Genomic DNA, 25,897 nt, shown 5'->3' with positions numbered 1-25,897 from the left:
CCCCACGTACGGGGACCGGCCGTTACCGATGGGTCACTTGTTGAGACTGGTGCCCGCCGAACGCAGGTGCTCGCACGCCTCGACGACGCGCTTCGCGAGGCCGTCCTCGGCCAGCTTGCCCCAGGCGCGGGGGTCGTACTGCTTCTTGTTGCCGACCTCGCCGTCGATCTTCAGCACGCCCTCGTAGTTGCGGAGCATGTGGTCGACGACCGGGCGGGTGAACGCGTACTGCGTGTCGGTGTCGATGTTCATCTTGACCACGCCGTAGTCCAGAGCGCCGTGGATCTCCGACAGCAGCGAGCCGGAGCCGCCGTGGAAGACCAGGTCGAACGGCTTCTCCTTGCCGTACTTGGCGCCGACGGCCTCCTGGATCTCCTTGAGGATCTCCGGGCGCAGTTTGACGTTGCCGGGCTTGTAGACGCCGTGCACGTTGCCGAAGGTCAGGGCCGTCATGTAGCGGCCCTTCTCACCCAGGCCCAGCGCGGCGGCGGTGGCCAGGCCGTCCTCGACGGTCGAGTAGAGCTTGTCGTCGATCGCGGCGGAGACGCCGTCCTCCTCGCCACCGACCACGCCGACCTCGATCTCGAGGATGATGTGCGCAGCCGCGGAGAGCGCGAGCAGCTCCTCGGCGATCTGGAGGTTCTCGTCGACCGGCACGGCCGAGCCGTCCCACATGTGCGACTGGAACAGCGGCGCCTGACCGTTGGCCACGCGCTCCTTGGAGAGGGCGAGCAGCGGGCGCACGTACGCGTCGAGCTTGTTCTTGGGGCAGTGGTCCGTGTGCAGCGCGATGTTGATCGGGTAGTTCTTGGCGACCTCGGTCGCGTACTCGGCGAGGGCGACGGCGCCGGTGATCATGTTCTTCACGGTCGGGCCGGACGCGTACTCGGCGCCGCCGGTGGAGACCTGCACGATGCCGTCGCTGCCCGCCTCCGCGAAGCCCTGGAGGGCGGCGTTGAGCGTCTGCGAGGACGTGACGTTGATCGCGGGGTACGCGAATGCGCCGGCCTTGGCGCGGTCGAGCATCTCGGCGTAGACCTCAGGGGAAGCGATGGGCATCGGTGCGCTCCTTGATCTTCAATACGGAAGCAGAGGGCAGGACCGCGCTGTCCTCCAGCAGGCAGTATTCCGCAGCGACCGACCGCGACGGAAATCGCCCCGTTACCTGCGGCTGCAAGATCGAGCTGACTCGAAAACGGTCACTTGTCACCTAACGGGCATTTAGGCTGACAATCATGCCGATGCTCAAGCGTTGCCTCGTCTCTGCCGTGGCGGCTGTGCTGCTGGCGGGCTTCGCCTGGCCGGAGTCAGCCGCAGCGGCACCCCCGGCCGTGCTGACCACGCTGTTCTCGCAGGTCACCGTGGCACCGGGAACCGAGGGCGAGTGGGCGACGCTGGACGGGCATTTTTCGCGGGCGGAGGCTTCACCGCGGCCTCGCCGCGTCGCCTACAAGGTCGACTTCTCGGCGGTCGCCGCCTTCGCGACGATCGTCCCGCTCGACATCGAGCAGAACATCATCGTCACGCAGGGAGCGTCCAAGCCACCCAACGCCTCCCCCTGTACGGGAAACAGCCCCGTCCTCACCTGCACCACCATGATCGAGGCCGGAGCCTTCGTCGTGCCGATGGGCGTCTTCCAGGTGCGGGCGACCGCGGGTGCACAACCCGGCGACGCCGGACAGGTGGTGATCACCACCCGCGTGGACGGCGGCCCGACCACCACGAGCAGATCCCAGGTCCGCATCGGCCAGGGTGTCGACCTCGCCACCTCCGGCACCACCAAGCTGTCCGTACGCCCCGGCCGGACCGCCTCGTACCGTCCGCGGGTCAGCAACGTGGGCGCCACGGCGGTCGAGGGGTGTGGTCCTCTACTTCGCGCTCCCGCCGGAGTGGCTCGCCGGCACCTCGTACGCGAACTGCCGCTACGGCGACGCTGTGGTCTGCACCTTCGACACCGAGCTCGCACCGGGTCAGGCGTACGTGCTCTCCGAGCCACTGCCGTTGACGGCACCGGACAACGCCGCGGCCGGGAGCTGGGCCTCCGGTTCACCGCGCTGGCTGACACCGGCCGTCTGGGAGGACTGGCAGGCTAGTTTTCCGGGGCTGAAGCCGGGCCGGTCCGGGACGGGCGACGCGCTGGACCTGGTCGCGGAGAGCTCCGCGGCCGCGCCGCCCCAGGTCGACCTGGACGACACCGACGAGCTGGCCGACTTCGAGCTGACGGTGGTCGGCGCCCGCCGCCCGGACATCGCCGCGGTCGGCGCCCGGGTGTCCGGCACCGTCGGCAACCGGGTGTCCGTCCGTGTCGGGCTGGTCAACCGCGGTCCCGGGACCCTCTATCCGCGGTTCTTCCCGAACACCTCGATCCCGGTGACCGTCGACGTGCCCGAGGGCCTGGACGTCGTCCAGCTCGACCGGCGCTGTGTGCAGTGGTCGGCCGAGATCGCCCCGGACCGTTACGAGTGCTGGATGGGTGAGGACCCGCTGCCGGCGGGCGGCTCGGCGCTCTTCGGCTTCACCTTTGCGGTCACCGGGGACTTCGACGGTGAGGCGGGCCGGGTCGAGGCCGAGCCCAACCTGCTCTACGACTCCGCGCTGGAGAGTGCCGGGGCCGGTGCGAACAACACCGCGAAGCTGCTGGTGCGGCTGCCGGACGACGGCCTGCCGATCACCGGCACCGGCCTGGGTCTCGGCGCCGGCGCCTTCCTGCTCGCCGGTGCCGCCGGGGTGCTGCTGGCCCGCCGCCGCCGGATCCGCTTCACTTCGTGATCAGCGTCGGGTTGGCACTGACCCACTCGTCCAGGGTGTCGTCGCGGATCGCCTGGTAGAGCTTCGGCCCGACCTTGGGATAGATCTGCTCCCGTCCGCTGCCGAGCGCCGCGAAGCTGTAGGCCCCGATGCCGACCACCTGGGCCGCGGTCTTCGGCACAGCCCCCAGGAGCGCCCCCGCGTCCCCGTCGATCTCGAGCCCGTCCTTGGCCGCCACCAGCAGCTCGTGGAGGCGCCCCGGGTCGGCGGTCGTGCCGTCCGCGGTCAGCTTGGCGAACAGCGCCCGCAGGAAACGCTGGGAGTTACGGTCGCGTTCGTAACTGCCGACCATGAAGCCGTAGCGGGCCTGGAGCACCGGCCCGACGTCGTCGGCGCCGAGGTGCTGGCAGCCCTTCGGATATTTCTTGCCGTTGTGCGCCGACTTGATGCTCAGGGGCAGGCAGATCTCGACCCCGCCGACAGCCGCGGTCACCGCCCGGAGAGCCCGGAAGTCGATCGTCACGGTGGCATCGAAGTCGACACCGGTCAGCTTGCTGACGACCTGCCCGGTGAGCGCGGGACCGCCGAAGTAGAGCGTTTCGCTGAGCTTGGCCCGCGCGCCGCCGGGCAGCTTCACCTCGCCGTCCCGCGGCAGACTCACCAGGTAGATCCGGCTGCGGTCGGCCGGCACGTGGATCATCATCACGGTGTCGGCGCGGCGGTTCTTGGCGTCGTGCAGGCGGAGGCGGTTGTCGCTGCCCAGGAGCAGGACGTCGAGCGGCCCGGTCGGTGCGGGCTCGTCAGCCAGGCTGCCGATCACCGCTGGTGCGGGCGCCACCTGGTGCTGCCACTGCTCGACGACGACCGGCACACCCGCACCGGCCATCAGCAGGCCGGCAGCAGCCCCCGTGACACGGCGGACCAAACGGCGGCGCCGGGCCCGGGCCCAGGCCATGTCGATCTTGGCCCGGACCGGGCCGATCGGCGGCGCCAGCGTCTCGTGCCGCTCGAAGGCGGCACGCAGCTCTTCCTCGATCGGGCTCATCGGGCCTCCACCAACTCGGTGCGGAGCGTTGCCAGCGCTCGCGAGATGGACGAACGGACCGTGCCGACGGCGCAGCCGAGCACCTCGGCGATCTCCGCGTCCGGCAGGTCTTCGTAGTACCGCAGGACGAGGACCGCCCGCTGCTGACGCGGCAGTCGCGCCAGCATGGTCCAGACACTGTCGCGCTCGGCGGTCTCGCTCGCGTGGTCGGAGGGCTCCGCGCGCACGGGGTCCGGCTCGGCCCGCAGCAGCACCCGCTTGATCCACGAGCCACGGCGCAGGTCGATGAACTGGTTGGTCAGCATCTTGCGGACGTAACCGTCGGGCGAGTCGCTGCGGACCACCCGGCGCCAGTTGAGCTGGACACGAACCATCGTGTCCTGCACCAGATCCTGCGCGGTGTGCTCGTCGCCGGTGAGCATGACGGCATAACGCAGCAACGCGCCGAGCCTGCTGTCGACGAACTCCTCGTAGGTCACGGGCACCTCCGCTCCTACGACGGGTACGGACCCCGGAATCATTGCGGGGGGCGTCAAATAGGTCGCCGTCCCTGGCCGGGCACTGCGATCATCGGCCCGTGCTGCTCACCGTGACGACCACTCGCCGGCCGGCGACCGACCTCGGTTACCTGCTGGTCAAGCACCCCGACAAGGTGCACTCCTTCGACGTGCCCACCGGCACGGCCCACGTCCTCTTCCCGGACGCGGCCGACGACCGGTGCACCGCCGCGCTGCTGCTGGACGTCGATCCGCAGCGGCTCGCGCGGGGTGGTCGCAAGCAGCAGTCGGCGCCCGAGTCGTTCGCGCTGGGTCAGTTCGTCAACGACCGCCCGTACGCCGCGTCGAGCCTCCTGGCCGGTGCGCTCGCCAAGGTCTTCCGCAGTGCGCTGCGCGGTGAGTCGAAGGACCGTCCGGAGCTCGCGAACGAGGCCATCCCGCTGGAGATCCACGTGCCCGTGCTGCGGTGCCGGGGCAGTGCGGCCGCGCTGTTCGAGCCGCTGGGCTGGACGGTGACCGCCACCGCGATCCCGCTCGACGACGTGCCCGACGGCCACCCGCTGGCCGGCGACAGCCCCTACGTCGATCTCACCCTGACCGGCACGCTGCGGCTCGCCGACGCCCTCAACCACCTGTACGTGCTGATGCCCGTCCTCGACGACGCCAAGCACTACTGGGTGGCGCCCGACGAGATCGACAAGCTGCTCCGCGCCGGCGAGGGCTGGCTGGCCGACCACCCGGAGAAGGTGCTGATCACTCGCCGCTACCTGGCGCACCGGCGCTCGCTGGCCGCCAGCGCCCTGGAGCAGCTGGACCGCGTCGACCCGGACTCCGTCGACGCGCCGGCCGACACCGTCACCGACGAGGAGGCAGAGCTGCCGGTCGAGCGCAAGCAGTCGCTCGCCGAGCAGCGGCGTGACGCGGTGCTGGCTGCTGTCGCCGAGTCCGGTGCGACCCGCGTGCTCGACCTCGGCTGCGGTGGCGGCGCCCTGCTCAGCGGTCTCATGAAGGACCGCCGCTACACCGAGATCATCGGTACGGACGTGTCGTCGCGCGCCCTCGACCTCGCGCACCGCCGGCTGCGGCTGGACAACGTGCCCGAACGTCAGCAGGGCCGCGTGAAGCTGTGGCAGTCGGCGCTGACCTACCGCGACGACCGGCTGCGCGGGTACGACGCGGCGGTCCTGATGGAGGTCGTCGAGCACGTCGACCCGCCGCGGCTGCCCGCGCTGGAGGCGTCCGTCTTCGGTCACGCGAGCCCGGCGACGGTCGTCGTGACCACGCCGAACGCCGAGTACAACGTCCTCTACGAGGGCCTGACCGGCATGCGGCACTCCGATCACCGCTTCGAGTGGACCCGGGCCGAGTTCCAGGACTGGGCCGCGCGTACGGCGACCGCGCACGGTTACGCGGTCAGCTTCCGCGGGGTCGGCGACCTCGACGAGACGCACGGCACCCCGACCCAGATGGCGATCTTCACGAAGGAGGAGGCATGACCACCATCGACATCCCGGAGCTCGCGCTCGTCGCGCTGGTCGGCATCTCCGGCTCGGGCAAGTCGACGTTCGCCCGCGAGCACTTCAAGGCGACGCAGGTGCTCTCCTCCGACTACTTCCGCGGCCTGGTCGCGGACGACGAGAACGACCAGTCCGCGTCCGGCGACGCCTTCGACGTGCTGCACTACGTCGCCGGCAAGCGGCTGGCCGCCGGGCGGCTCACCGTCGTCGACGCCACCAACCTCCAGACCCATGCGCGGGCCGGGCTGGTCAAGGTCGCCCGCGAGCACGACGTGCTGCCCGTCGCGGTGGTGCTGGACGTGCCGGAGGCGCTGGCGTGGGAGCGCACTCAGGGACGCGAGGACCGGACGTTCGGTCGTCACGTCCTCAACCGCATGCACCGTGACCTGCGGCGTTCGCTGGGTCAGCTGGCCCGGGAGGGCTTCCGCAAGATCCACGTGCTGCGGGGCGTGGACGAGATCGCGGCGGCCGAGATCCGCTACGAGAAGCTGTTCAACGACAAGCGGGACGTCACCGGCCCGTTCGACATCATCGGCGACGTGCACGGCTGCCGTGCCGAGCTCGAGACCCTCCTGACGACGCTGGGCTATGCCCTCGTCCGCGACGACGCCGGCCGCCCGGTCGACGCGGTGCATCCGGACGGCCGTACGGCTGTCTTCGTCGGTGACCTGGTGGACCGCGGCCCGGACTCCCCCGGAGTGCTGCGCCTGGTCATGGGCATGGTGGCCGCCGGCACGGCGATCTGCGTGCCGGGAAACCACGAGAACAAGCTCGCCCGCAAGCTCAACGGCCGCAACGTGCAGCTCACGCACGGGCTTCCGGAGACGCTCGAGCAGCTTTCGTTCGAGGACGAAGCTTTCACGGCCGAGGTCCGGACCTTCATCGAGGGCCTGGTCAGCCACTACGTGCTCGACGGCGGCAAGCTGGTCGTCGCCCACGCCGGGCTCAAGGAGGCCTACCAGGGCCGCGCGTCCGGGCGGGTCCGGTCCTTCGCGCTCTACGGCGAGACCACGGGCGAGACCGACGAGTACGGCCTGCCGGTCCGCTACCCGTGGGCCCGCGACTACCGCGGCTCGGCAGCGGTCGTCTACGGCCACACGCCCACCCCGCAGCCCGAGTGGATCAACAACACGATCTGTCTCGACACCGGCTGTGTGTTCGGCGGCAAGCTCACCGCCCTGCGCTGGCCGACCCGCGAGCTGGTGTCGGTACCCGCCGAACGCGAGTACTACGAGCCGGCCCGCCCGCTGGTGCCGGTCGACACGAAGCCCGACGAGGGGCTCGACCTGGCCGACGTCACCGGCCACCGGCACCTCGAGTACGGGTACGGCCGCACCACGGTCGCCGCGGAGAACGCCGCCGCGGCACTGGAGGTGATGAGCCGCTTCGCCCTCGACCCGGCAACACTCGTGTGGCTGCCCCCGACGATGGCACCGTGCTCGACGTCGACGATCGACGGCTATCTCGAGCACCCGTCGACCGCCTTCGCCGACCTGCGTTCCGCCGGCGTGGGCAAGGTCGTGTGCGAGGAGAAGCACATGGGCTCCCGTGCGGTCGTCCGCGTCTCCCGCGACGGTGCGGGTGACGCGATCTGGACGCGTACCGGACGGCCGTTCTTCGACGCCGAGCGCAACGCGGCGCTGCTGGCCGGTGTCCGCGCCGCGGCGGCCGGGATCTTCGACGAGCTCGACACCGGCTGGCTGCTGCTCGACGCCGAGCTGCTGCCCTGGTCGGCCAAGGCCGGCAGCCTGATCCGCGAGCGGTACGCCGGAGTCGGCGCCGCCGGCCGCGCCGCGCTCCCGGCCGCCCTCGACGTGCTGCGGAAGGCGACCGGCCGGGGCCTCGACGTGTCCGTGCTCCGGGACCGCCTCGAGCTGCGGGCGACCGAGATCGAGGGCTACTCGGCGGCCTACCGTGCCTACGTGCAGCCGACCGACGGGCTGACCGGTGTGACCCTGGCACCGTTCGCGGTGCTCGCCGGTGCGGGCACGAGCTACCGGGACAAGGACCACGGCTGGCATCTCGACCTGGCCGACAAGCTGGTCGCCGCGGACCCGGTCCTCTTCACGCCGACGCGGCGCATGGTGGTCGACCTCGACGACCCCGCTGCCGAGCAGGCCGCCACCGACTGGTGGCTCGACCTCACGGCTGCGGGTGGCGAGGGAATGGTCGTCAAGCCGTACGCGGGGCTCGGGGTGACCGACACCAAGGGCCGGCTGGCACAGCCGGGGGTGAAGTGCCGTGGCCGGGAGTACCTGCGGATCATCTACGGCCCGGAATACACCCGTCCGGAGCAGCTCGATCGGCTCCGCCAGCGCTCGCTGGGCCGTAAGCGCGGTCTCGCTCTGCGTGAGCACGGGCTCGGTCTGGCGGCGCTGGACCGGCTGGCCGAGGGCGCCCCGCTGTGGCGCATCCACGAACTTGTCTTCGCCATCCTGGCGGCGGAGTCCGAGCCCGTGGACCCGCGTCTGTAATCCACAGCATGCGTACAGGTACCGGTATGGCAGCGGCCGGTACCCTGCTCCTCGTGGACATCCGTGCGCTCTCCGAGCAGCTTGCCCTGAACCCGATGGACCCGAAGGATTTGCTGCAGACCTTCGGGTTGATCGGCGTCTGGGCGATCCTCTTCGCGGAGACGGGCCTGCTCGTCGGGTTCTTCTTCCCCGGTGACTCTCTGCTGTTCCTGGCCGGTGTCGCAGCCTCTCCCGTCGCCGACTCGATCTTCGGTGACGGCACCCGCATGTCCCTCGTGGGCCTGCTGATCGGTGCGCCGCTCTGCGCCATCGTCGGCGCCCAGCTGGGTCACCTCCTCGGCGCAAAATACGGCCGCCGCATGTTCGAGCGCCCGGACAGCAAGCTGTTCAAGCGTGAATACGTGGAGAAGGCGGAGTTCTACTTCGAGAAGTTCGGGCCCGCCAAGGCCGTTGTCCTGGCCCGCTTCATCCCGATCGTCCGCACCTTCCTGAACCCCGTCGCGGGCACCCTCGGCATGCCGGCTCGCACGTTCTTCCTGTGGAACGTGGTCGGCGCGATCCTCTGGTGCGACGGCGTGATCCTGGTCGGATATCTGCTGGCCCAGCAGATCTACGACGCCATCGGCGACAAGATCGACCACTACATCCTGCCGGTGGTCGCCCTGATCGTGCTGATCTCGGTGCTGCCGATCCTGATCGAGATGCTCCGCGAGCGGAAGGCCAAGAAGAACGCGGCGGCGGAGCCTGGACCGGCCACGGCCATCGGTGTCGTCGCGGCGGCCACGGTTGCCGGCATGGCGGAAGCCATCACCGACCACGAAGACGACCACAGCGACCACAAGCCCCGCCACTCAGCCTGATGCTCTGAGGCTCAGATCCAGACCCAGAGTCAAGATCTGGATGTCGTGCCTGGCTGCATGGTTCTGACCGTCGCTCCCGCCGATTGCCGGCTGCGTGCTCGCCGGCCTTGAAACCGAAAAACACGCCCCGCGAACCGAATCGGTCGCGGGGCGTGTTCTTGTCAGACGGAGATTGCTGACGGCAGGCGGTCGAGGAATTCCTCCGGGACTTCGCGGAGGTTGTCCAACCGCCCGAGCGTCAGCGCCCGGTAGGTCAGCAACGCGGCTTCTTCGAGGTTGCGGGCCCGTTTGTGGGCCAGCTCCACCGAATCGGCCATGACCACACAGCCGTGCTGGCTGAGCACCAGACAGTCGGTGCCGTCGGCGGCCATCGCGGCCGTCAGTGCAGCCACCTCCGTGCCGCCCGGCAGGCGGAACGGCACAGTGGAGACACGCTTGAGGTAGAAGGCGTGATCGGTCGTCACGATGCGGATGTGCTCACCGAGCGCATCCAGCAGCAGCGCCGTCTGCGGGTGCAGGTGGATCACCGCGTTGACGTCCGGGCGGGCGCGGTACAACGCGAGGTGGAGAGCGATTTCGCTGGTCGGGGTCAGGCGGGGTGCCGGCAGCGTGCCGATGGTCGCGGGCGCGCCGTCGGAGATGCGTACCGGTGCGAAGGTCGTCCGGCTGAGTCTGTCCAGCCAGGCGCCGCTCGCGGTCACCCAGCAGGCATCCTCGTCGGGCATCCGGGCGGACAGGTTGCCGCCGGAGCCACAGACCAGACCGGCCTGCACCACGTCGTAGCCCACGTGCGCGAGCTGATCGCGCAGATCGCCGGGCACATAGTTCACCCGTTTACTCCTAAGGGTCCGGGGGGTGGATCCTTCGGGGAGGTACCGGCCTGGCGTCACGCCCCATTAACGGTGACGCCAGGCTTTGTCAGGTCTACTCAGCGGGCCTTCTTCGTAGCCCGCTTGCGCGGCGGGGTGAGCAGGTCCGCAATGGTCGCGATCGCTGTCGGGACCAGCCGGTAGTAGGCCCACACGCCGCGCTTCTCGCGCTCGAGCAGGCCGGCCTCCGTCAGGATCCGCAGGTGGTGGCTCACGGTCGGCTGCGACAGGCCCAGAGGGGCAGTCAGGTCGCAGACGCACGCTTCGCCATCCGTAGCGGACTGGATGAGGCTCAGCAGCCGGAGCCGAGCAGGGTCGGCAAGTGCCTTCAGCACTCCCGCCAGTCGCTCGGCATCCGCCTTTTCAATTGGCTCGCCGGCAAGCGGCGAGATCTGAGGCATTGTCATTTCCGCCAACGCAGTTCCCACGATCTCCATCCTTCCACCAACTGCATCGATTCTCCTGCATGTGCGCAGGAACGAACCGGCTAACTTTCAGGCCGTAAGGCCGAGATCGGTCGAACGGTAGGCCGATCGGTACGTCTGTCCGGCACCCCGCACGGCAGCGTCCGCACCCCGATCGACCATTTCCGCGACACCGACTTCGGTCTCTGCCTCCTGCAACGCCTCAGCCGCCTTCTGGTCGCTGCTCATCGCCGTCGAGCTCTCGATCCCCGCCCCCGGAGTGAGACGCCCCACATTGTTGAATCACGATCAGCATGGCGGCCGTCCCGACGCCCGCCCGGTCGTCGGAACTGCCGTGTAGTGCACCGTCACACGACCCGGGTCGAGGTCACAGTCAACTTCACGACCCGATGAAAGCACGGCACAACGCTGCGCGACGGCCAATTCAGTGATGAATTTACGCAGGTCGTGGTGGGCTTCCATGTCATCGAGCGTACTTCCTGACGCCGAACTGGAACGTTCTGCCCCGCCAGGGCGGAAAGGAACTATTGACCCACGGCATTACCCCGGCGGAACAGGAAATATTGTTAACTGAAGAGGCTGCGGCCACCGCTTCAAAACAGGTATAGACGCAGCTCAAAGCACCTTTCCGCGGCACCGTTGCCGGTCCCGCAGACAACGACGGTCATCGAACGAGTACGCACCGACACCGTTGTCATCGATCGACGTCTGTCCGTCCAGCGAAAAACACCCACCGAGCGGCACGCTTACATCGACCGGACAGCGAAACCTGAGACATCCTCGGCGTTCAACGGTACCCGTTCGGGTGACGCACAACCGTCGATGCTTGTCCCTCGTCAGCTGGAAGGACGCGACCAGTACTCGTCGTCCGGACCCGGCTGGGGAGGCGACGCCGGCTGTCCCGGCGGGATCGGCTGCCCCGCGGCGGGCGGCGCCGACGGATAGGGCGATCCGTAACCGCCGGCCGGCGGCGCTGACCAGCCACCCGGAGCCGGCGGACCGTAGCCGGCCGATGGCGGCAAACCGTACCCGGCCGGAGGCGGCGGATAACCACCCGGCGCCGGAGCGGCGAACGGGTCCGGCGGCAGCGCCTTGGGTGCCCGGCCGAAAAACGTCCCCGGGCTGGTGAGCAAGAGCACACCCACAAGCAGGTACCCGAGCACCTGCGCGACGCTCACGACGACGTTGAGCCCGAGCCACGAGGCGGGGTAGGCATCGGCCAGCGCGGCCCCCAGCGTCCCCTGAGCGTCGTCTCCGCCCCGCTGCACGGCCATGCTGATCGTCGTGCCGCACCCGGCGACCAGGCCGAGCCCGACAACCACCCAGGTGGCGATCCGTGCCGCGTTGCTGCCGCGTCGCAGGCCCAGAGCCAGCACGATGAAGAGCGCAAAGAGGATCACGGCCAGGACCACGCTGAACGCGGCGACGATCCAGACGACCGTCACGTAACCGTCGACGTCCGCGCTGCCCGAACCGGCAGCCGCGCGGAACCGGTCGACCGTCCCGGGTGCGACCGCCAGCGTGGCGACGGCGTACGCGAGGCCGGCCACCGCCATGACGATCAGCAGGATGGACGCGAACGCCACCGACACCGGCCGGCGGGGCTCGGTGGTGGGGGCCGCCGCGGCGATCGGCGGCTGCATTGCGTACGACATGGACGTCTCCCGGGTGATCCGTTGCGGACGAACCTACCTGGACGCGCAGCGCGCCGCCGGGGTTACCCGGCGGCGCGCGAGGCGAGCGTTTCTCAGGAGGGGTTGGCCGGGGGCGGGCCCGGCTTGTCCTCCTCCGACGGAGGCGAAGGCGGAGTCTGAGACGGCGGCGGTGACGGCGCACTCCACGGATCGGTCGGCTGCACACTGCCCGTGTGCGGATCCGCTTCCGGGCCGGAGGCCGGCGGCGGTGTCGGCTCGCCGGACGGCGGTGGTGCCGCAGGCGGAGTCGTCGGCCCCGACACACTTCCCGGGTACGCCGGGTAACCCGCCGGCTGTCCCGGATAGGTCGGGTACGGCGACTGCCCCGGATAGGGCTGCCCAGGATAAGGCTGGCCCGGATAAGGCGGCTGCTGACCAGGCATTCCCGGGTACGGGTTCAGCGGATCCCACGCGACCGCCGGCTTGCGGAAGAACTCGTTCGCCGCCGGCAGCATCAGCAGGATGACCGCGCCCAGCAGCGTCAGCACGACGATGACGGTCAGCGTGGTCGAGATGGGCTGGAACCACCCGGGCAGCCGGTCCGCGAGCTCCGCCTCGATGTCCGAAGCGCTGGGACCGGACGTGGTGCCGGTGTCGAGGTTCATGCCGCTGGTGGCGGCGGTGCCGAGCAGGCCGAAGCCGTTGCAGCAGAGGAAGATGCCGCCGACCACCCACGTGGTGATCCGCGCCGCCTGCTTGCCCCGGTTGTTGTAGATCGCGAGGATCGCCAGTGCGGCGGCGAACAAGATGTTGATCACCACACCGACCACGCTGACCGCGACGATGACACTTTCGATGCCGGAGTTCTCGGTGCCGGCGTACAGCTCGGTGTAGACGTCCCGCGTCGTCCCGACCGTGGTGAGGGACAGGACGCCGGCGATGATCGACGCAGCCGAGGCGAGGTAGAGCAGGTAGGACGAGACGGTGACCACCGTCGGGCGTGATCTCGGTGCCGACATTCCCGGGTACATCGGATCAGACACGGCGCTCCCTCCTAGATCCACTCACGGTATCGGGCGTATGCCAGTTCCGTCGACCGACCGACATCGGATCGCCACCTGTGGCAACATCGCCCGATGTAACCCGAAATCGGACGATATAGGTCGCTCGTTCAGGGGGCGACAGGAGTCGATCGCTACCCATACACTTCCATCTCGTGGCGCGCCCCAGGCAGCAGAGACCTTCGGCGACGCCCCCTGCCCGACCGAGTCGCCGCCCCCGCTCAGAGACAGCCGGGGCCGAGGCAGACCGGATTCGGGCGCCTTCCCGATTGCGCCGGCCGCGTGACCATGCCGCGGCCGCCCCAGACTCGACAAGGACCGGTGAGTCCCATGCCACACGCAGACACCCTGACCGTCGTTCACCATGACGACACACGCACCAGTTACACCGACGTCCGGTACCAGTTGCACCGCGACGGCATCAGGATCTGGTCCGACGAGGGCGAGCACGCTCTCACGGACATTCTCATGACCCACGCCTACCGGCAACGGGAGGCACGGGCGAGCTAGACGGCAAGGAAAAAGGGGCCCCTCCACGGAGGGGCCCCTTTTCTGTGTCCTCAGGCGGCGTGGACCGACAACCCGTCCTTGGTGTCGTTGAGATCCACGACCACGGTGTTGCCGTCGACGATCTCCCCGGCCAGCAGCGCCTTGGCCAGCGAATCGCCGATCGACGACTGCACCAGCCGGCGCAACGGGCGGGCGCCGTAGATCGGGTCGTAACCCCGCTCGCCCAGCCACAGCACCGCGGCCTCCGAAACCTCCAGCTCGAGCCGCCGGTCGGCGAGCCGGGACCGCAGCCGGCCCAGCTGAATGTCCACGATGGCCGCCAGGTCCTGCGACGTCAGCGCCTGGAAGACCACGATGTCGTCGAGCCGGTTGAGGAACTCCGGCTTGAAGTGCGCGCGGACGGACGCCATGACCTCCTCACGCCGCTCCTCCTCACCCAGGGTGAAGTCGGAGATGACCGACGAGCCCAGGTTCGAGGTCAGCACCAGGATCGCGTTGCGGAAGTCGACCGTCCGGCCCTGACCGTCGGTCAGCCGGCCGTCGTCGAGCACCTGCAGCAGCGTGTCGAAGACGTCCGGGTGAGCCTTCTCGACCTCGTCCAGCAACACCACCGAGTACGGCCGGCGGCGCACAGCCTCGGTGAGCTGTCCGCCCTCCTCGTACCCGACGTATCCGGGCGGGGCGCCCAGCAGGCGGGCCACGGAGTGCTTCTCGCCGTACTCGCTCATGTCGATGCGGACCATGGCGCGCTCGTCGTCGAAGAGGAAGCCCGCGAGGGCCTTGGCCAGCTCCGTCTTGCCGACACCGGTGGGGCCGAGGAAGAGGAAGCTGCCGGTGGGGCGGTCCGGGTCGGCGACACCGGCACGGGCCCGGCGTACGGCTCCGGAGACCGCGGCCACGGCGATGGGCTGGCCGACCACCTTGGCCTGCAGCGTCTCCTCCATGCGGAGCAGCTTGGCGGTCTCGCCCTCCATCATCCGGCCGGCCGGGATGCCGGTCCACGACGCGATGACCTCGGCGATGTCGTCGGCGCCGACCTCTTCCTTGACCATCGGCGGCTCGGTCTTCTCCTCCTCGGCCGCGGAGGCGTGCTCGATCTCCGCCATCAGCGCGGGGATCTCCTGGTACTGCAGGCGGGACGCCTTCTCCCACTCCGCGTCACGCTGCGCGCGTTCGAGGTCGGCCTGCTGCTCGTCGAGCCGCTTCTTGAGCTCACCGACACGGTTGAGGCCGCTGCGCTCACGCTCCCAGCGGGCGCTCAGCGCGGTGAGCTCCTCCTCGCGGTCGGCGAGGTCACGCTCGAGCCGCTCGAGACGGGCGATCGACGCGGGGTCGGTCTCCTTCTCCAGCGCCAGCTTCTCGACGCGCATCCGGTCGACCTGACGCTGCAGCTGGTCCAGCTCGACCGGCTGCGAGTCGATCTCCATGCGCAGCCGGGAGGCCGCCTCGTCGATCAGGTCGATCGCCTTGTCGGGCAGGAACCGGTCGCTGATGTAACGGTCCGAGAGGGCGGCGGCCGCGACCAGCGCGGCGTCCGTGATCTGGACCCGGTGGTGCGCCTCGTAACGACCCTTGAGCCCGCGCAGGATGCCGATCGTGTCCTCGACCGTCGGCTCGCCGACCACCACCGGCTGGAAGCGCCGCTCCAGGGCGGGGTCCTTCTCGATGTGCTCGCGGTATTCGTCCAGAGTGGTCGCACCGACCATCCGCAGCTCACCGCGGGCGAGCATCGGCTTGAGCATGTTGCCGGCGTCCATCGAGCCCTCGCCCTTGCCGGCGCCGACAACGGTGTGCAGCTCGTCGAGGAAGGTGACGACCTGACCGTCGGAGTTGCGGATCTCCTCGAGCACGCTCTTGAGGCGCTCCTCGAACTGTCCGCGGTATTGCGCACCGGCGACCATCGCGCCGAGGTCGAGCGAGACCAGCTTCTTGTCGCGCAGGGTCTCGGGCACGTCACCCGCGACGATCCGCTGGGCCAGGCCCTCGACGATCGCGGTCTTGCCGACGCCGGGCTCACCGATCAGCACCGGGTTGTTCTTGGTACGCCGGGAGAGCACCTGCACCACCCGGCGGATCTCGGCATCCCGGCCGATGACGGGGTCGATCTTGCCGTCACGGGCGAGCGCGGTCAGGTCGACGCTGTACTTCTCGAGCGCCTTGTAGGTCTGCTCGGGCTCGGCGGTGGTGACCCGGCGGTCGCCTCCGCGTACCGAGGGGAAGGCCGCGACCAGGGTCTCCTCGGTCGCGCCGACGTCACGCAGGGCCTTGCCGACCACACCGCCGACCCGGGCCAGACCGGCCAGCAGGTGTTCGGTGGAGACGTATTCGTCGCCGAGCGGCTTGGCGATCAGTTCGGCCTCGCCGATCGCGTTGACGAACTCCCGCGACAGGCTGGGCTCGGCGGTGCTCGCACCGCGGGCGGAGGGCTGCTGCTCGACCGCGCGGACGGCCGCGCGCCGCACGTCGGCGGGGTTGGCGCCGACCGCGCGCAGCAGGGCGCCCGCGGTGGACCCGCCGGTGTCGAGCAACGAGAGGAGGAGATGCCACGGTTCGACGGTGGCGTGGCCCCGCTGGTTCGCGTCGGCAACAGCACCGGTGATGACGTCGCGGCTCTTGGTGGTCAGGCGTTCGGCGTTCATGAGCTCCCCTGGATCGGATCTTCCCAGTAGTGCAGCAATCCGAGACTTGAGCGTATTCCACTCAACTCTAGCGTCAGCTCCGGGGAAGTACCTTCAGCTTGACCCACGCACGCTCGGCCGCCTCGCCGGTGCCGAGCCACAGCTCACCCTGCAGGTCGTCGCGGGCCTGCAGCGTGCCGTCCAGCAGCGTCTCGACACCCCCGCCGGACGGCCAGATCATCGGTGACCAGGGCATGTCCGGTGCGACGATCCCGGCGCCGTGGGCGGTCGAGACCATCAGCATCCCGTGGCCGAGCGGCGCCGCGCCCGCGTACGAGGCGGGGTGGCCCTCGACCGTCACCGGCTTCCACGTGCCGCCGTCGAGGTGCCAGATCTCCGGAAACTCGCGCCGGCTCGCCGGTTGCTCGACCAGCCAGATGTCCGCACGGTCCGCCGAGACCAGCATCCGGCCCTGCACACCCGGGGCCACCACCTGATGATCGTCCGCGGTGGAGCGCGGCGGTTCCTTCTCGACGTGCCGGAAGGTCCGCCCGGCGTCGGTCGAGACGTACCAGAGGCGGGGCTCGGCGAGCAGGATCAGCTCGCCGCCCGTACCGAAAAAGACCTGGTGGTTGTCCGCAACCGGCTTGGGGTGCCGGCGGGGCAGCCAGGTCGAGCCGCCGTCCGCGGTCACGAAGAGCCGGGCGGTGCAGTCGTCGTGGTTTCCGACCCGCCGCTTCGGCAGCTCGCAATGGGTGAAGAGAGCAACACCGACCGTGGCGGTCCGAAACTTGAGCGCCTGCTGGACGTACCCGTGCGGCACGTCGACCGAGGCGGTCCGCACTGTGTACTCGATCGGCAGGTGCGGCTGATGCACGATCGCGGACGGTGACGGCGAACGGTCGGGAGGAGGGCGCCGGACACCGTCGAGCGCCGAGCAGCCGCCCAGCGTGAGCAGCAACAGAACCCCGGCCAGCGCGCGTGGCAGAACAGCATCCATATGCGTATCCCCCTCACCGAACGCCGACCGTAACGGGCGTCACCATGGGCAAGGAATCCCCCGAAGCCGTAGCGTGGCCGCAATGGCTCAGGAAACTTCGACCCGGACGGCTACTCGTCTCGGCCGTGCGCTGCTACCGCTGGGCCTGCTGTTCCTGGCCGTCGGCATCTCGGTGGCGCTGTTCAACCCGTTCCTCGCGCTCTTCCTCAGCACCGAGGTCGACGCCGGGCCGGTCAAGACCACTGTCTTCCTGATCGTCGCGCCGCTCGCGGGTGTGCTCGGCTCCAGCCTCGTCGGCCGTGTCTCCGACCGCCGGCCGATCCGCCGGCGGCTACTGATCATCGGCGCGGTCGCGGGTGTCGTCGGCACCGGCGTGACCGCCGTCGTCCGCGACTACTGGGTGCTGCTCGCCCTGGCCATCACCGCCTTTGCGCTGGCCGGCTCACTCTTCCCCCAGTCCTTCGCGTACGCCCGTCAGGTGCTCCTGCGTGACGACCCGGCACGCGCCCCGATGGGCATCAGCGCCCTGCGTACCGTGTTCTCGCTGGCCTGGGTGGCCGGACCGTCGCTGGCCGCGTTCCTGCTGGACTCGGGCAGTTTTGTCTGGGTCTACGGCACGGCCGCGCTGACGTACGCGTTTGCCGCCCTGATTGCGATCTTCTGGCTCGACGAGGTCCCCGCGCCCGCACCCCCGGCCGCGGACGAGCCGGCCGCCGTGTCCGGTGACGCACCGAGGTGGACACTGTGGCTGACCGCGGCGGCGTTCACCCTGCTCCAGACGCCGCTGACCCTGGCGGTGCAGGCCCTGCCGCTGTTCATCAGCACCGAGCTGGGTGGCGACGTCGGCGACGCCGGTCTGCTGCTCGGGCTCTGCGCGGCCCTGGAGATTCCGCTGATGCTGGGCCTCGGGTTGCTCTCGACACGGCTCCCGCTGCGGCTGCTGCTCTTCATCGGCGCGGCCTGCGGCATCGGCTACTACGGGATCGCCGCCGTGTCGACCGGCCTGTGGATGCTCGTCGCCGGGCAGGTGCTGAACGCCCTGTTCATCGCGGCCGTCTCCGGACTGGGCATCTCGTACATGCAGGACATGCTGCCCCACCATCCGGGTCGTGCCACGACACTGTTCACCAACTCGTTCCCGCTCGGCGCGATGCTGGCCGGGCCGCTGTTCGGGCTCGCACAGCACTTCGACTACCGGCTCGCGTACTGGCTGTGCACAGCACTCTGCGCGGCAGGCCTGCTGCTCCTGATAGTGGTGCGTAACGACCATGCGACGCGGCACGCATGACAGATCCGTTACCGTTGAATGCGTGCGCGTACGGGTAGAGCAGACTCCACTTCCTGGCATCGGTGTCCGTCACGACCTGATCACCTCCTCCGGTCGTACGGTCGGTGTGGTCTCACACCGCAACGGTCGTCGTGACCTGCTGCTCTACGACGTGGACGACCCCGACTCGTGCCTCGCCTCGATACCCCTCACCGACGACGAGGCCGAGGCGCTCGCCGATGTCCTCGGCGCCTCGCTGATGCTGGGTCAGCTCGCCGGACTGCGCCAGCAGGCCGCCGGTCTGCTCACCGAGCAGATCGCCCTGCCCGCCGGCTCGCCGTTTGTCGGTCGCCGGCTGGGTGACACCCGGGCCCGCACCCGCACCAGCGCGTCGATCGTGGCGGTTCTCCGTGACCGCGAGGTCATCGCCTCACCCGGCCCGTCGTTCCAGTTCGACGCGAACGACGTGGTCGTCGCTGTCGGCACCCGCGAAGGCCTGAATGGCGTGACCGCCATCCTGGCCGGCGACACCGGCGACTGAGGCGCCGCCCGTGCACAGCACGACGATCCTGCTCATCGAGGTCGGCGCGCTCCTCTTTGCGCTCGGCATGCTCGGTCGAATCGGTCGCCGCTTCGGTCTCTCACCCATCCCGCTCTACCTGCTCGCCGGGCTCGCCTTCGGGCACGGCGGTGTCATCCCGCTCTCGGCCAGCGAGGAGTTCATCGAGGTCGGCGCCGAGATCGGCGTCATCCTGCTGCTGGTCATGCTCGGCCTGGAGTATTCCGCCAGTGAGCTCGTCGGCAACCTGCGCTCGGCCGCGCCCGCCGGGCTGATCGACGCCCTGTTCAACGCCCTGCCCGGTGCCGGTTTTGCGTTCCTGCTCGGCTGGGGCTGGGAGGCGGCGCTGGTGCTGGCCGGCATCACCTGGGTGTCGTCGTCGGGTGTCATCGCCAAGGTGCTCGGCGACCTGGGCCGGCTCGGTAACCGCGAGACGCCGGTGATCCTGTCGGTGCTGGTCATCGAGGACCTCGCGATGGCGTTCTACCTGCCGCTGGTCACCGCCGTCCTGGCCGGCGTGGGCCTCCTCGGCGGTGCGAAGGCCCTGGCCGTCGCCGTCCTCACCGTGGTCGCGGTGCTCGTGGTGGCGATCCGCTACGGCCACGCCATCTCGAGCTTCATCTCGGTGAAGGACGCCGAGGCACTCCTGCTCAGCGTGCTCGGCCTGACGCTTTTTGTGGCCGGTGTCGCCGCCGAGCTGAAGGTGTCCGCTGCTGTGGGCGCCTTCCTCGTGGGCATTGCGCTCTCCGGTCCCGTGGCGCACAACGCGACCCAGATCCTGTCGCCGTTGCGGGACCTCTTCGCGGCGGTCTTTTTCGTCTTCTTCGGGCTCTCCACCGATCCGGCCGCGATGCCGCCGGTGATCCTGCCCGCCCTCGGCCTGGCCGTCCTGACCATGCTGACCAAGGTTCTCACCGGTGTGCTCGCCTCGCGGCGGGCAGGCATCGCGCTCCCCGGCCAGATCCGCACCGGGCTCGCCCTGATGCCCCGCGGCGAGTTCTCGATCGTCATCGCCGGACTCGCCGTCGCCTCCGGTGTCGAACCCGAGCTGGCGCCTCTCGCGACCGCGTACGTCTTGATCACCGTGGTGAGCGGGCCGATGCTGGCCCGTTTGCCCGACTACACCTGGTTCAAGAGCATGGTCCGCAAACGTATGGCTGTGCAGCGCCCTGTCGGACCTGTTACCGCAGCTGAATGACCGTTTTTGCGTCCAGGCAGCTTAAAGCTACTGACCAGTATCCGAAAGTGATCTCTTACGCCTTCCGCAGGACACGTACGGCGCGCTAACGTGTCGCCGCGACAACAACGTGTTATCGGGTGACCAGCGTCTCGCCGAATGCAGGGGGAATTGCCTTCCGGCGGGTCAGCACGGCCCTCTGCCGGGGAGGACGGCGGCATGAGTGAGCTAAACGAGGCGGCGTCGTGACCGTGCGTGAATCGGCCTTTTTCGGGTTCGTCAACCCGGTCGATCCGCGACCGGAAGAGCTGCAGGCCTGGGCGTACCACCCCGAGGCTGTCCCGCTCGACGCCATGCCCTCCGACTGGGACCTGCTCATCGCGGGTGACGTGCTCGCGCCCACGCTCTACGAGCTGGCCATGGACAGGCAGTGCCCGGCCCGCCGCTTCGCACTGCACTGCATGTACATCTACGCCGCCGACGGCGTCCGCCCGAACGCATCCTCGCTCCGCAAGCGCCGCCTCAAGAAGTACGTCGAGCGCGCGGAAGAGGTCGGCGACGAGCCGATGGCGATCTGGGCCCACAACTGCCGGGTGCTGATGACCCGCCCCGAGCTCTTCGACTACGAGGACTGGATCGAGGGCGGCCTGGTCCGCAACCCCCGCCGCCTCGCCGCCTTCGGCCGCCGCTGACCGGACCCTCGTGACGGCTTACTTGTCGCCGGCGCGGCGAGGGCGCCACACCACCAGGGCGGTCGACGGGCGTTCCTGACGGACCAGGTCACGGCCCGGGTACGCGTGCATCGTCTCGAGCTGGGCGATCCGCTGGTACGCGTCGCCGAGCTGCCGTTCCAGCTCGGCGACCCGTTCCTGGAGCTCACTCGCGAGCTGCTCGAGACCGATGATCCGCTTGATGCCGGCCAGGTTGACGCCTTCCTCCTGGCTCAGCTTCTGCACCTCGCGCAGCAGGGCGACGTCGCGTTCGCTGTAGCGACGGCCGCCACCACCGGCCCGGCCGGGCTGCACCAGGCCGAGCCGGTCATATTGACGCAGCGTCTGCGGGTGCATCCCGGCGAGCCGGGCGGCGACGGAAATGATCAGGACCTTCGCGTCGGAGGCCTGCTCCACCGAGATGCTGATCTCTTCATACATGTGCCACCTCCTGACAGGGTCCTGAATCAGCCGCGGCGCAGCCGGGCCTCGATGCGCTCACGCTCGGCGTTGGGCGTGAGCTTGGCGAACTGTTCCAGTGCGTCCCGGGCCTCGGTGCTGACCGCGGCCACGGCCGGGACCTGCACCTCGACGGTGACCAGCAGATCGCCGGCCTGGCCGTCGCGGCGCTGCACACCCTTGCCGCGCGCCCGCAGTGTGCGGCCGCTCGGTGTGCCGGGCGGCACCCGCAGCGTCACGGGACTGTCCAGCGTGGGCACTCGCAGGTCGGTGCCGAGCACCGCCTCCGCGAACGTGATCGGCACGGTCAGGGTGATGTCGTCCCCGGTACGCCCGAACAGGTCGTCGGGCCGGACCTTGACCTGCACGTACAGATCTCCGGCCGGGCCGCCCTTCTCACCCGGCTCGCCCCGCCCCGAGAGGCGGATCCGCTGACCGTCGGCGACACCGGCGGGGAAGCGGACGTTGATCGTGCGGTTCTTGGTGACCCCGCCCGTCCCCCGGCACTCCGGGCACTTCTGGTCGACGATGCTGCCCGCACCCTGGCACTCGCGGCACGGCTCGGAGAAGCTGAACGACCCCTGGTTGCGGGAGATCAGCCCTGACCCGTGGCACTGCGGACAGGTCCGCGGCACCGTTCCGGGCTTGGCGCCGTTGCCGTGGCAGGTGTCGCAGACGCCCGGCGAACGCAGGGTCAGCGGCAGGGTCGTGCCCTTGACGGCGTGGGCGAAGTCGAGCGTGACCTCGGCCTCGACGTCCCGGCCACGCTGCGGTCCCCGTCGCCCTCCGGCCGCGGCCCCACCGGCGCCACCGCCGGAGAAGATCGAGCTGAAGATGTCGGAGAAGCCCGCACCACCGAACCGGCGGTCACCGGCGCCTCCGGGCTGGCCGGCCCCGCTGAACCCGCCGCCGAACAGGTCGGACGGGTCGAACTGCGACCCACCGCCCGGGCGGGCGCCCCGGCGGAATGCGCCGGAGCCGAACAGGGAGCGCATCTCGTCGTACTCTTTGCGCTTCTTGTCGTCGGAGAGCACGTCGTAGGCCTCGGACGCGGACTTGAACCTGTCCTCGGCGTCCTTGTTGCCCGGGTTGTGGTCGGGGTGGTTCTCCCGGGCCAGTTTCCGGTACGCCTTCTTGATCTCATCAGCGGAGGCGGACTTGCCCACCCCGAGAACGGCGTAGAAGTCCTTCTCCAACCAGTCCTTGGAACTCATCCAGCCCACCTCCTCCACCGGATCGTTGGTGCGGGGAACGACGGGGTCCCGCCCACCGAGAGGTGGGCGGGACTGTTGATCGTCACGCGGGGTCGGCGACCGCGACCAGGGCCGGCCGCAGCAGCCGATCGCCCAGGGTGTAACCGCGGCGCATGACCTCGACGCAGGTCGGCTCGGTGACGTCTTCCGACGTCAGGTGCGCGACCGCCTCGTGCTGGGTCGGGTCGAAGGGGTCACCCTTCTCACCGAACGCCACGAGTCCGAGCTTGCCGACCGCGGCACCGAGCGCCTCGGCCACCGAGGCGAACGGTCCCACCAGGTCGCCGTGCTCGCGGGCACGGTCGATGTCGTCGAGCACCGGCAGCAGTGACGTGAGCACCGAACCGGTCGTCAGCTCGGCCGCCGCACTCCGGTCGCGGTCGACCCGCTTGCGGTAGTTGGCGTACTCCGCGGTCACCCGCTGCAGATCGCGGGTGCGCTCCTCGAGGTCGGTGCGCAGCAGGCCCACCTCGGCGCCGAGCAGGGACGCGGACATGGCCGCATCCTCGTCCGGCTCCTCGGCGGCGCGGTGCGCGCCTCCCGTGGTCTCCTCTTCGGGCTCCTTGGCCACCGTGGTGCCCTTACCCTTCACATCGATCTTGCGCCGGTCCCGGATGACGACGCGTTCGGTGTTCTCACCGTCGTTCTCGTCGTCCGCGCGGCTCACTTCTTGTCGTCCTCGACGATCTCGGCGTCCACGACGTCGTCAGGACCGCCTGCGGACGGGCCCGCGCTCGCGCCGGCCGCACCCGCGCCGCCCGGAGCACCGGCGCCACCAGGAGCACCCTGCGTGCCGTCGGGGCCGGGAGCACCCTCTGCGCCTTCCTGGTTCTGGGCGTACAGGAGGGATCCGGCGGCCTGGGAGACCGAGGCCAGCTTCTCGTGCGCGGTCTTGATCTTCTCGATGTCGCTGCCGCCCAGCGCGCCGCGCAGGTCACCCAGCGCCTCGCTGATCTGACCCTTGCTCTCCTCGGGCAGCTTGTCGCCGCTCTCGGCGAGGAACTTCTCGGTCTGCCACTGCAGCTGCTCGGCCAGGTTGCGCGTCTCCGCGTCCTCCTTGCGCTGCTTGTCCTCGTCGGCGTGGTCCTGAGCGTCGCGCATCATGCGCTCGATGTCGTCCTTCGGCAGCGCGGAGCCGCCGGTGATCGTCATCTTCTGCTCCTTGCCGGTGCCCATGTCCTTCGCGGCGACGTGCACGATGCCGTTCGCGTCGATGTCGAAGGTGACCTCGATCTGGGGCACGTTGCGGGGCGCCGGCGGAAGACCGGTCAGCTCGAAGGTGCCGAGCTTCTTGTTGTAGGCCGCGATCTCACGCTCGCCCTGGAAGACCTGGATCAGCACGGACGGCTGGTTGTCGTCGGCCGTGGTGAAGACCTCGGAGCGCTTGGTGGGGATCGTGGTGTTGCGCTCGATCAGCTTGGTGAAGATGCCGCCCTTGGTCTCGATGCCCAGTGACAGCGGGGTCACGTCGAGCAGGAGGACGTCCTTGACCTCACCCTTGAGCACACCGGCCTGCAGGGCGGCGCCGACGGCGACGACCTCGTCCGGGTTGACGCCCTTGTTGGGGTCACGGCCGGTCATCTGCTTGACCAGGTCGGAGACGGCCGGCATACGGGTCGAGCCACCGACGAGGATGACGTGCTCGACGTCGGCGACCTTGATGCCCGCGTCCTTGATGGCCTGCTCGAACGGGCCCTTGCAGCGGTCCAGGAGGTCCTGCGTCATGCGCTGGAACTCGGAGCGGCTCAGGGTCGTGTCGAGGTGCAGCGGGCCGTCGGGGCCGGCGGTGATGTACGGCAGGTTGATGCTGGTCGTCGACGCGGCCGACAGCTCGATCTTGGCCTTCTCGGCGGCCTCACGCAGACGCTGCAGGGCCATCTTGTCGTTGCCGAGGTCGATGCCGTGCTCGCCGCGGAAGGTCTTGACCAGGTGGTCGATGACCCGCTGGTCCCAGTCGTCGCCACCGAGGTGGTTGTCACCGGAGGTCGACTTGACCTCGATGACACCCTCGCCGAGCTCGAGCAGGGAGACGTCGAACGTGCCACCACCGAGGTCGAAGACCAGGACGGTCTGCTCCTTGGTGCCCTTGTCCAGGCCGTATGCCAGGGCGGCGGCGGTGGGCTCGTTGACGATGCGCAGGACGTTGAAGCCCGCGATCTCACCGGCCTCCTTGGTCGCCTGACGCTGGGAGTCGTTGAAGTAGGCCGGGACGGTGATGACCGCGTCCGTGACCGACTCACCGAGGTAGGCCTCGGAGTCGCGCTTGAGCTTCATCAGCACACGCGCCGAGATCTCCTGCGGCGTGTACTTCTTGCCGTCGATGTCGACGGACCAGTTCGTGCCGACCTCCCGCTTGACCGAACGGATGGTCCGGTCGGGGTTGGTCACTGCCTGACGCTTGGCTACCTCACCGACGAGCACCTCGCCGTTGCGAGCGAAGGCGACGATGGACGGGGTCGTCCGGGAGCCTTCCGCGTTCGCGACGACGGTGGGCTCACCGCCCTCGAGAACGCTGACGCAGGAGTTCGTGGTGCCGAGGTCGATGCCGACCGCTCGTGCCATGTTCGCTTCCTCGCTTCATAACCTTGCTTGAAGTTGAGTGGACCGGGCTCAATGATGCCACGGCGATCCACATCCGCAAGTCAAAGTTGAGTCAAGGCGGCGCAACTCACGTTCCGCAGGTACCTGTCCGGTCACGGCGGCGGGGTACCTGTTGTCTGCGATGCATAGATCAGGCACGCTTTACCCGTGACGACGCACGGTGACGCGGTCGGTCCGTCGGCCACTCCCGCCGTAGCCGACCCACCCTCCTCCCAGAACTCTGCCCAAAAAACCGACAAATCATCCGGTACGGCCACAGAGTCCACACCCGCAAGCACGTCCCCTGAGGCCGGCCAGCAGGACACGGATGCGTCCCCGGAGCCCGGCACCGCAGCCACGCCCAAACCGGAATGGCCCCCGGCCACCGCCTCCACCACGGGAAACATCGTGACCACGAAGGCGGAGCAGCCGGTGCCGAAGGCCAAGCAGCCGGTTGAGCCGGATACCTCCGACGAGTCGATCACGGACTTCGTCGCGTCGCTGAAAAAACCGGCTGAGGAAGCTCCCGAGCCTCCCGTCGTCGCGAATAAAGCGAAGTCTGTCGATGAGCCGGTCGCCTCGGACACCAAGAACGAGCCTGCCGCCACGCCCGGGGCCGCAGTGGAGCCCGAGG

The 25,897-nt window shown here is 69.4% G+C and carries 22 protein-coding genes and 1 pseudogene; 9 read left to right on the top strand and 14 right to left on the bottom strand.

Annotated elements, in window-relative coordinates; translation table 11 throughout:
- Positions 1–33 precede the first annotated feature (33 nt).
- The gene (fbaA, locus tag AFR_RS00645) at positions 34–1,059 is read right to left on the bottom strand and encodes a class II fructose-bisphosphate aldolase (RefSeq protein ID WP_023357359.1); all 1,026 of its coding nucleotides are present in this window, start codon (positions 1,057–1,059) and stop codon (positions 34–36) included.
- Between the two features lie 801 nt (positions 1,060–1,860).
- On the opposite strand from fbaA, the gene AFR_RS46615 reads away from it, so the two are divergent.
- A complete protein-coding gene (locus AFR_RS46615; RefSeq protein ID WP_041840485.1) occupies positions 1,861–2,769 on the top strand; it encodes a hypothetical protein in 909 nt (302 codons plus the stop codon).
- Here the strand turns inward: AFR_RS46615 and AFR_RS00630 are convergent.
- Together AFR_RS00630 and AFR_RS00625 are read right to left on the bottom strand one after the other, a co-directional pair.
- A complete protein-coding gene (locus AFR_RS00630) occupies positions 2,759–3,793 on the bottom strand; it encodes an LCP family protein (RefSeq protein WP_023357357.1) in 1,035 nt (344 codons plus the stop codon). The two genes, AFR_RS46615 and AFR_RS00630, sit on opposite strands and share 11 nt — an antisense overlap.
- Entirely contained in the window at positions 3,790–4,272 is a 483-nt protein-coding gene (locus AFR_RS00625) for a SigE family RNA polymerase sigma factor (protein ID WP_041840484.1), read from the bottom strand. The genes AFR_RS00630 and AFR_RS00625 overlap by 4 nt, the downstream gene beginning before the upstream one ends.
- 98 nt (positions 4,273–4,370) lie before the next feature.
- On the opposite strand from AFR_RS00625, the gene AFR_RS00620 reads away from it, so the two are divergent.
- From AFR_RS00620 to AFR_RS00610, 3 genes are read left to right on the top strand one after another with little or no spacing between them, the layout of a single operon-like run.
- Positions 4,371–5,786 carry a 3' terminal RNA ribose 2'-O-methyltransferase Hen1 gene (locus tag AFR_RS00620; protein WP_023357355.1) on the top strand — a complete coding sequence of 472 codons (1,416 nt, stop codon included), beginning with the start codon at positions 4,371–4,373 and terminating at the stop codon, positions 5,784–5,786.
- The gene (locus AFR_RS00615) at positions 5,783–8,281 is read left to right on the top strand and encodes a polynucleotide kinase-phosphatase (protein ID WP_023357354.1); all 2,499 of its coding nucleotides are present in this window, start codon (positions 5,783–5,785) and stop codon (positions 8,279–8,281) included. The genes AFR_RS00620 and AFR_RS00615 overlap by 4 nt, the downstream gene beginning before the upstream one ends.
- A 26-nt stretch (positions 8,282–8,307) precedes the next feature.
- Positions 8,308–9,141 (top strand): DedA family protein, encoded by an 834-nt coding sequence (locus AFR_RS00610; RefSeq protein ID WP_023357353.1) that lies wholly within the window; start codon positions 8,308–8,310, stop codon positions 9,139–9,141.
- A gap of 161 nt (positions 9,142–9,302) precedes the next feature.
- Here the strand turns inward: AFR_RS00610 and AFR_RS00605 are convergent, their stop codons facing one another.
- The 5 genes and pseudogenes from AFR_RS00605 to AFR_RS00585 all read right to left on the bottom strand — a co-directional run bounded on the left by AFR_RS00605 (position 9,303) and on the right by AFR_RS00585 (position 13,112).
- Positions 9,303–9,971 (bottom strand): class II aldolase/adducin family protein, encoded by a 669-nt coding sequence (locus AFR_RS00605; RefSeq protein ID WP_023357352.1) that lies wholly within the window; start codon positions 9,969–9,971, stop codon positions 9,303–9,305.
- Between the two features lie 98 nt (positions 9,972–10,069).
- Complete coding sequence (locus tag AFR_RS00600; RefSeq protein ID WP_023357351.1) at positions 10,070–10,447, bottom strand: ArsR/SmtB family transcription factor; 378 nt, start codon at positions 10,445–10,447, stop codon at positions 10,070–10,072.
- 57 nt (positions 10,448–10,504) lie between these two features.
- Positions 10,505–10,648 (bottom strand): annotated as a pseudogene (locus tag AFR_RS48745) (orotate phosphoribosyltransferase); the annotation flags it as partial.
- A 623-nt stretch (positions 10,649–11,271) separates the two neighbouring features.
- The gene (locus tag AFR_RS00590) at positions 11,272–12,090 is read right to left on the bottom strand and encodes a hypothetical protein (protein WP_148307832.1); all 819 of its coding nucleotides are present in this window, start codon (positions 12,088–12,090) and stop codon (positions 11,272–11,274) included.
- Between the two features lie 92 nt (positions 12,091–12,182).
- On the bottom strand, positions 12,183–13,112 hold the full coding sequence (locus AFR_RS00585; RefSeq protein ID WP_193786344.1) for a hypothetical protein: 930 nt from the start codon (positions 13,110–13,112) through the stop codon (positions 12,183–12,185).
- A 348-nt stretch (positions 13,113–13,460) separates the two neighbouring features.
- Here AFR_RS00585 and AFR_RS00580 point away from each other — a divergent pair, with 348 nt between their 5' ends.
- Entirely contained in the window at positions 13,461–13,640 is a 180-nt protein-coding gene (locus tag AFR_RS00580; RefSeq protein WP_023357347.1) for a hypothetical protein, read from the top strand.
- Positions 13,641–13,690: 50 nt separating this feature from the next.
- On the opposite strand, the gene clpB is transcribed toward AFR_RS00580, so the two are convergent.
- Complete coding sequence (gene clpB, locus AFR_RS00575; protein ID WP_023357346.1) at positions 13,691–16,279, bottom strand: ATP-dependent chaperone ClpB; 2,589 nt, start codon at positions 16,277–16,279, stop codon at positions 13,691–13,693.
- A 73-nt stretch (positions 16,280–16,352) separates the two neighbouring features.
- The gene (locus AFR_RS00570) at positions 16,353–17,258 is read right to left on the bottom strand and encodes a beta propeller repeat protein (RefSeq protein ID WP_023357345.1); all 906 of its coding nucleotides are present in this window, start codon (positions 17,256–17,258) and stop codon (positions 16,353–16,355) included.
- 82 nt (positions 17,259–17,340) lie between these two features.
- On the opposite strand from AFR_RS00570, the gene AFR_RS00565 reads away from it, so the two are divergent.
- From AFR_RS00565 to AFR_RS00550, 4 genes are all read left to right on the top strand, one after another.
- On the top strand, positions 17,341–18,546 hold the full coding sequence (locus tag AFR_RS00565; protein ID WP_041840483.1) for an MFS transporter: 1,206 nt from the start codon (positions 17,341–17,343) through the stop codon (positions 18,544–18,546).
- A gap of 22 nt (positions 18,547–18,568) precedes the next feature.
- Entirely contained in the window at positions 18,569–19,066 is a 498-nt protein-coding gene (locus AFR_RS00560; protein ID WP_023357343.1) for a cation:proton antiporter regulatory subunit, read from the top strand.
- 10 nt (positions 19,067–19,076) lie between these two features.
- Positions 19,077–20,282 (top strand): cation:proton antiporter, encoded by a 1,206-nt coding sequence (locus AFR_RS00555; RefSeq protein ID WP_023357342.1) that lies wholly within the window; start codon positions 19,077–19,079, stop codon positions 20,280–20,282.
- A 224-nt stretch (positions 20,283–20,506) separates the two neighbouring features.
- Positions 20,507–20,953 (top strand): hypothetical protein, encoded by a 447-nt coding sequence (locus AFR_RS00550; RefSeq protein ID WP_023357341.1) that lies wholly within the window; start codon positions 20,507–20,509, stop codon positions 20,951–20,953.
- 18 nt (positions 20,954–20,971) lie between these two features.
- On the opposite strand, the gene AFR_RS00545 is transcribed toward AFR_RS00550, so the two are convergent.
- From AFR_RS00545 to dnaK, 4 genes are all read right to left on the bottom strand, one after another.
- A complete protein-coding gene (locus tag AFR_RS00545; RefSeq protein WP_023357340.1) occupies positions 20,972–21,412 on the bottom strand; it encodes a heat shock protein transcriptional repressor HspR in 441 nt (146 codons plus the stop codon).
- Between the two features lie 26 nt (positions 21,413–21,438).
- Complete coding sequence (gene dnaJ / locus AFR_RS00540) at positions 21,439–22,644, bottom strand: molecular chaperone DnaJ (protein WP_023357339.1); 1,206 nt, start codon at positions 22,642–22,644, stop codon at positions 21,439–21,441.
- 82 nt (positions 22,645–22,726) lie between these two features.
- A complete protein-coding gene (gene grpE / locus AFR_RS00535; protein ID WP_023357338.1) occupies positions 22,727–23,350 on the bottom strand; it encodes a nucleotide exchange factor GrpE in 624 nt (207 codons plus the stop codon).
- Positions 23,347–25,245, bottom strand: coding sequence for a molecular chaperone DnaK (gene dnaK, locus AFR_RS00530; RefSeq protein WP_023357337.1), 1,899 nt, complete (start codon positions 25,243–25,245; stop codon positions 23,347–23,349). The genes grpE and dnaK overlap by 4 nt, the downstream gene beginning before the upstream one ends.
- Positions 25,246–25,897: the final 652 nt, after the last annotated feature.

This window comes from Amorphoplanes friuliensis DSM 7358 (assembly GCF_000494755.1).
In the GTDB taxonomy this organism is placed as follows: Bacteria; Actinomycetota; Actinomycetes; order Mycobacteriales; family Micromonosporaceae; genus Actinoplanes; species Actinoplanes friuliensis.
This window is presented reverse-complemented; position numbering and strand designations above follow the sequence as displayed.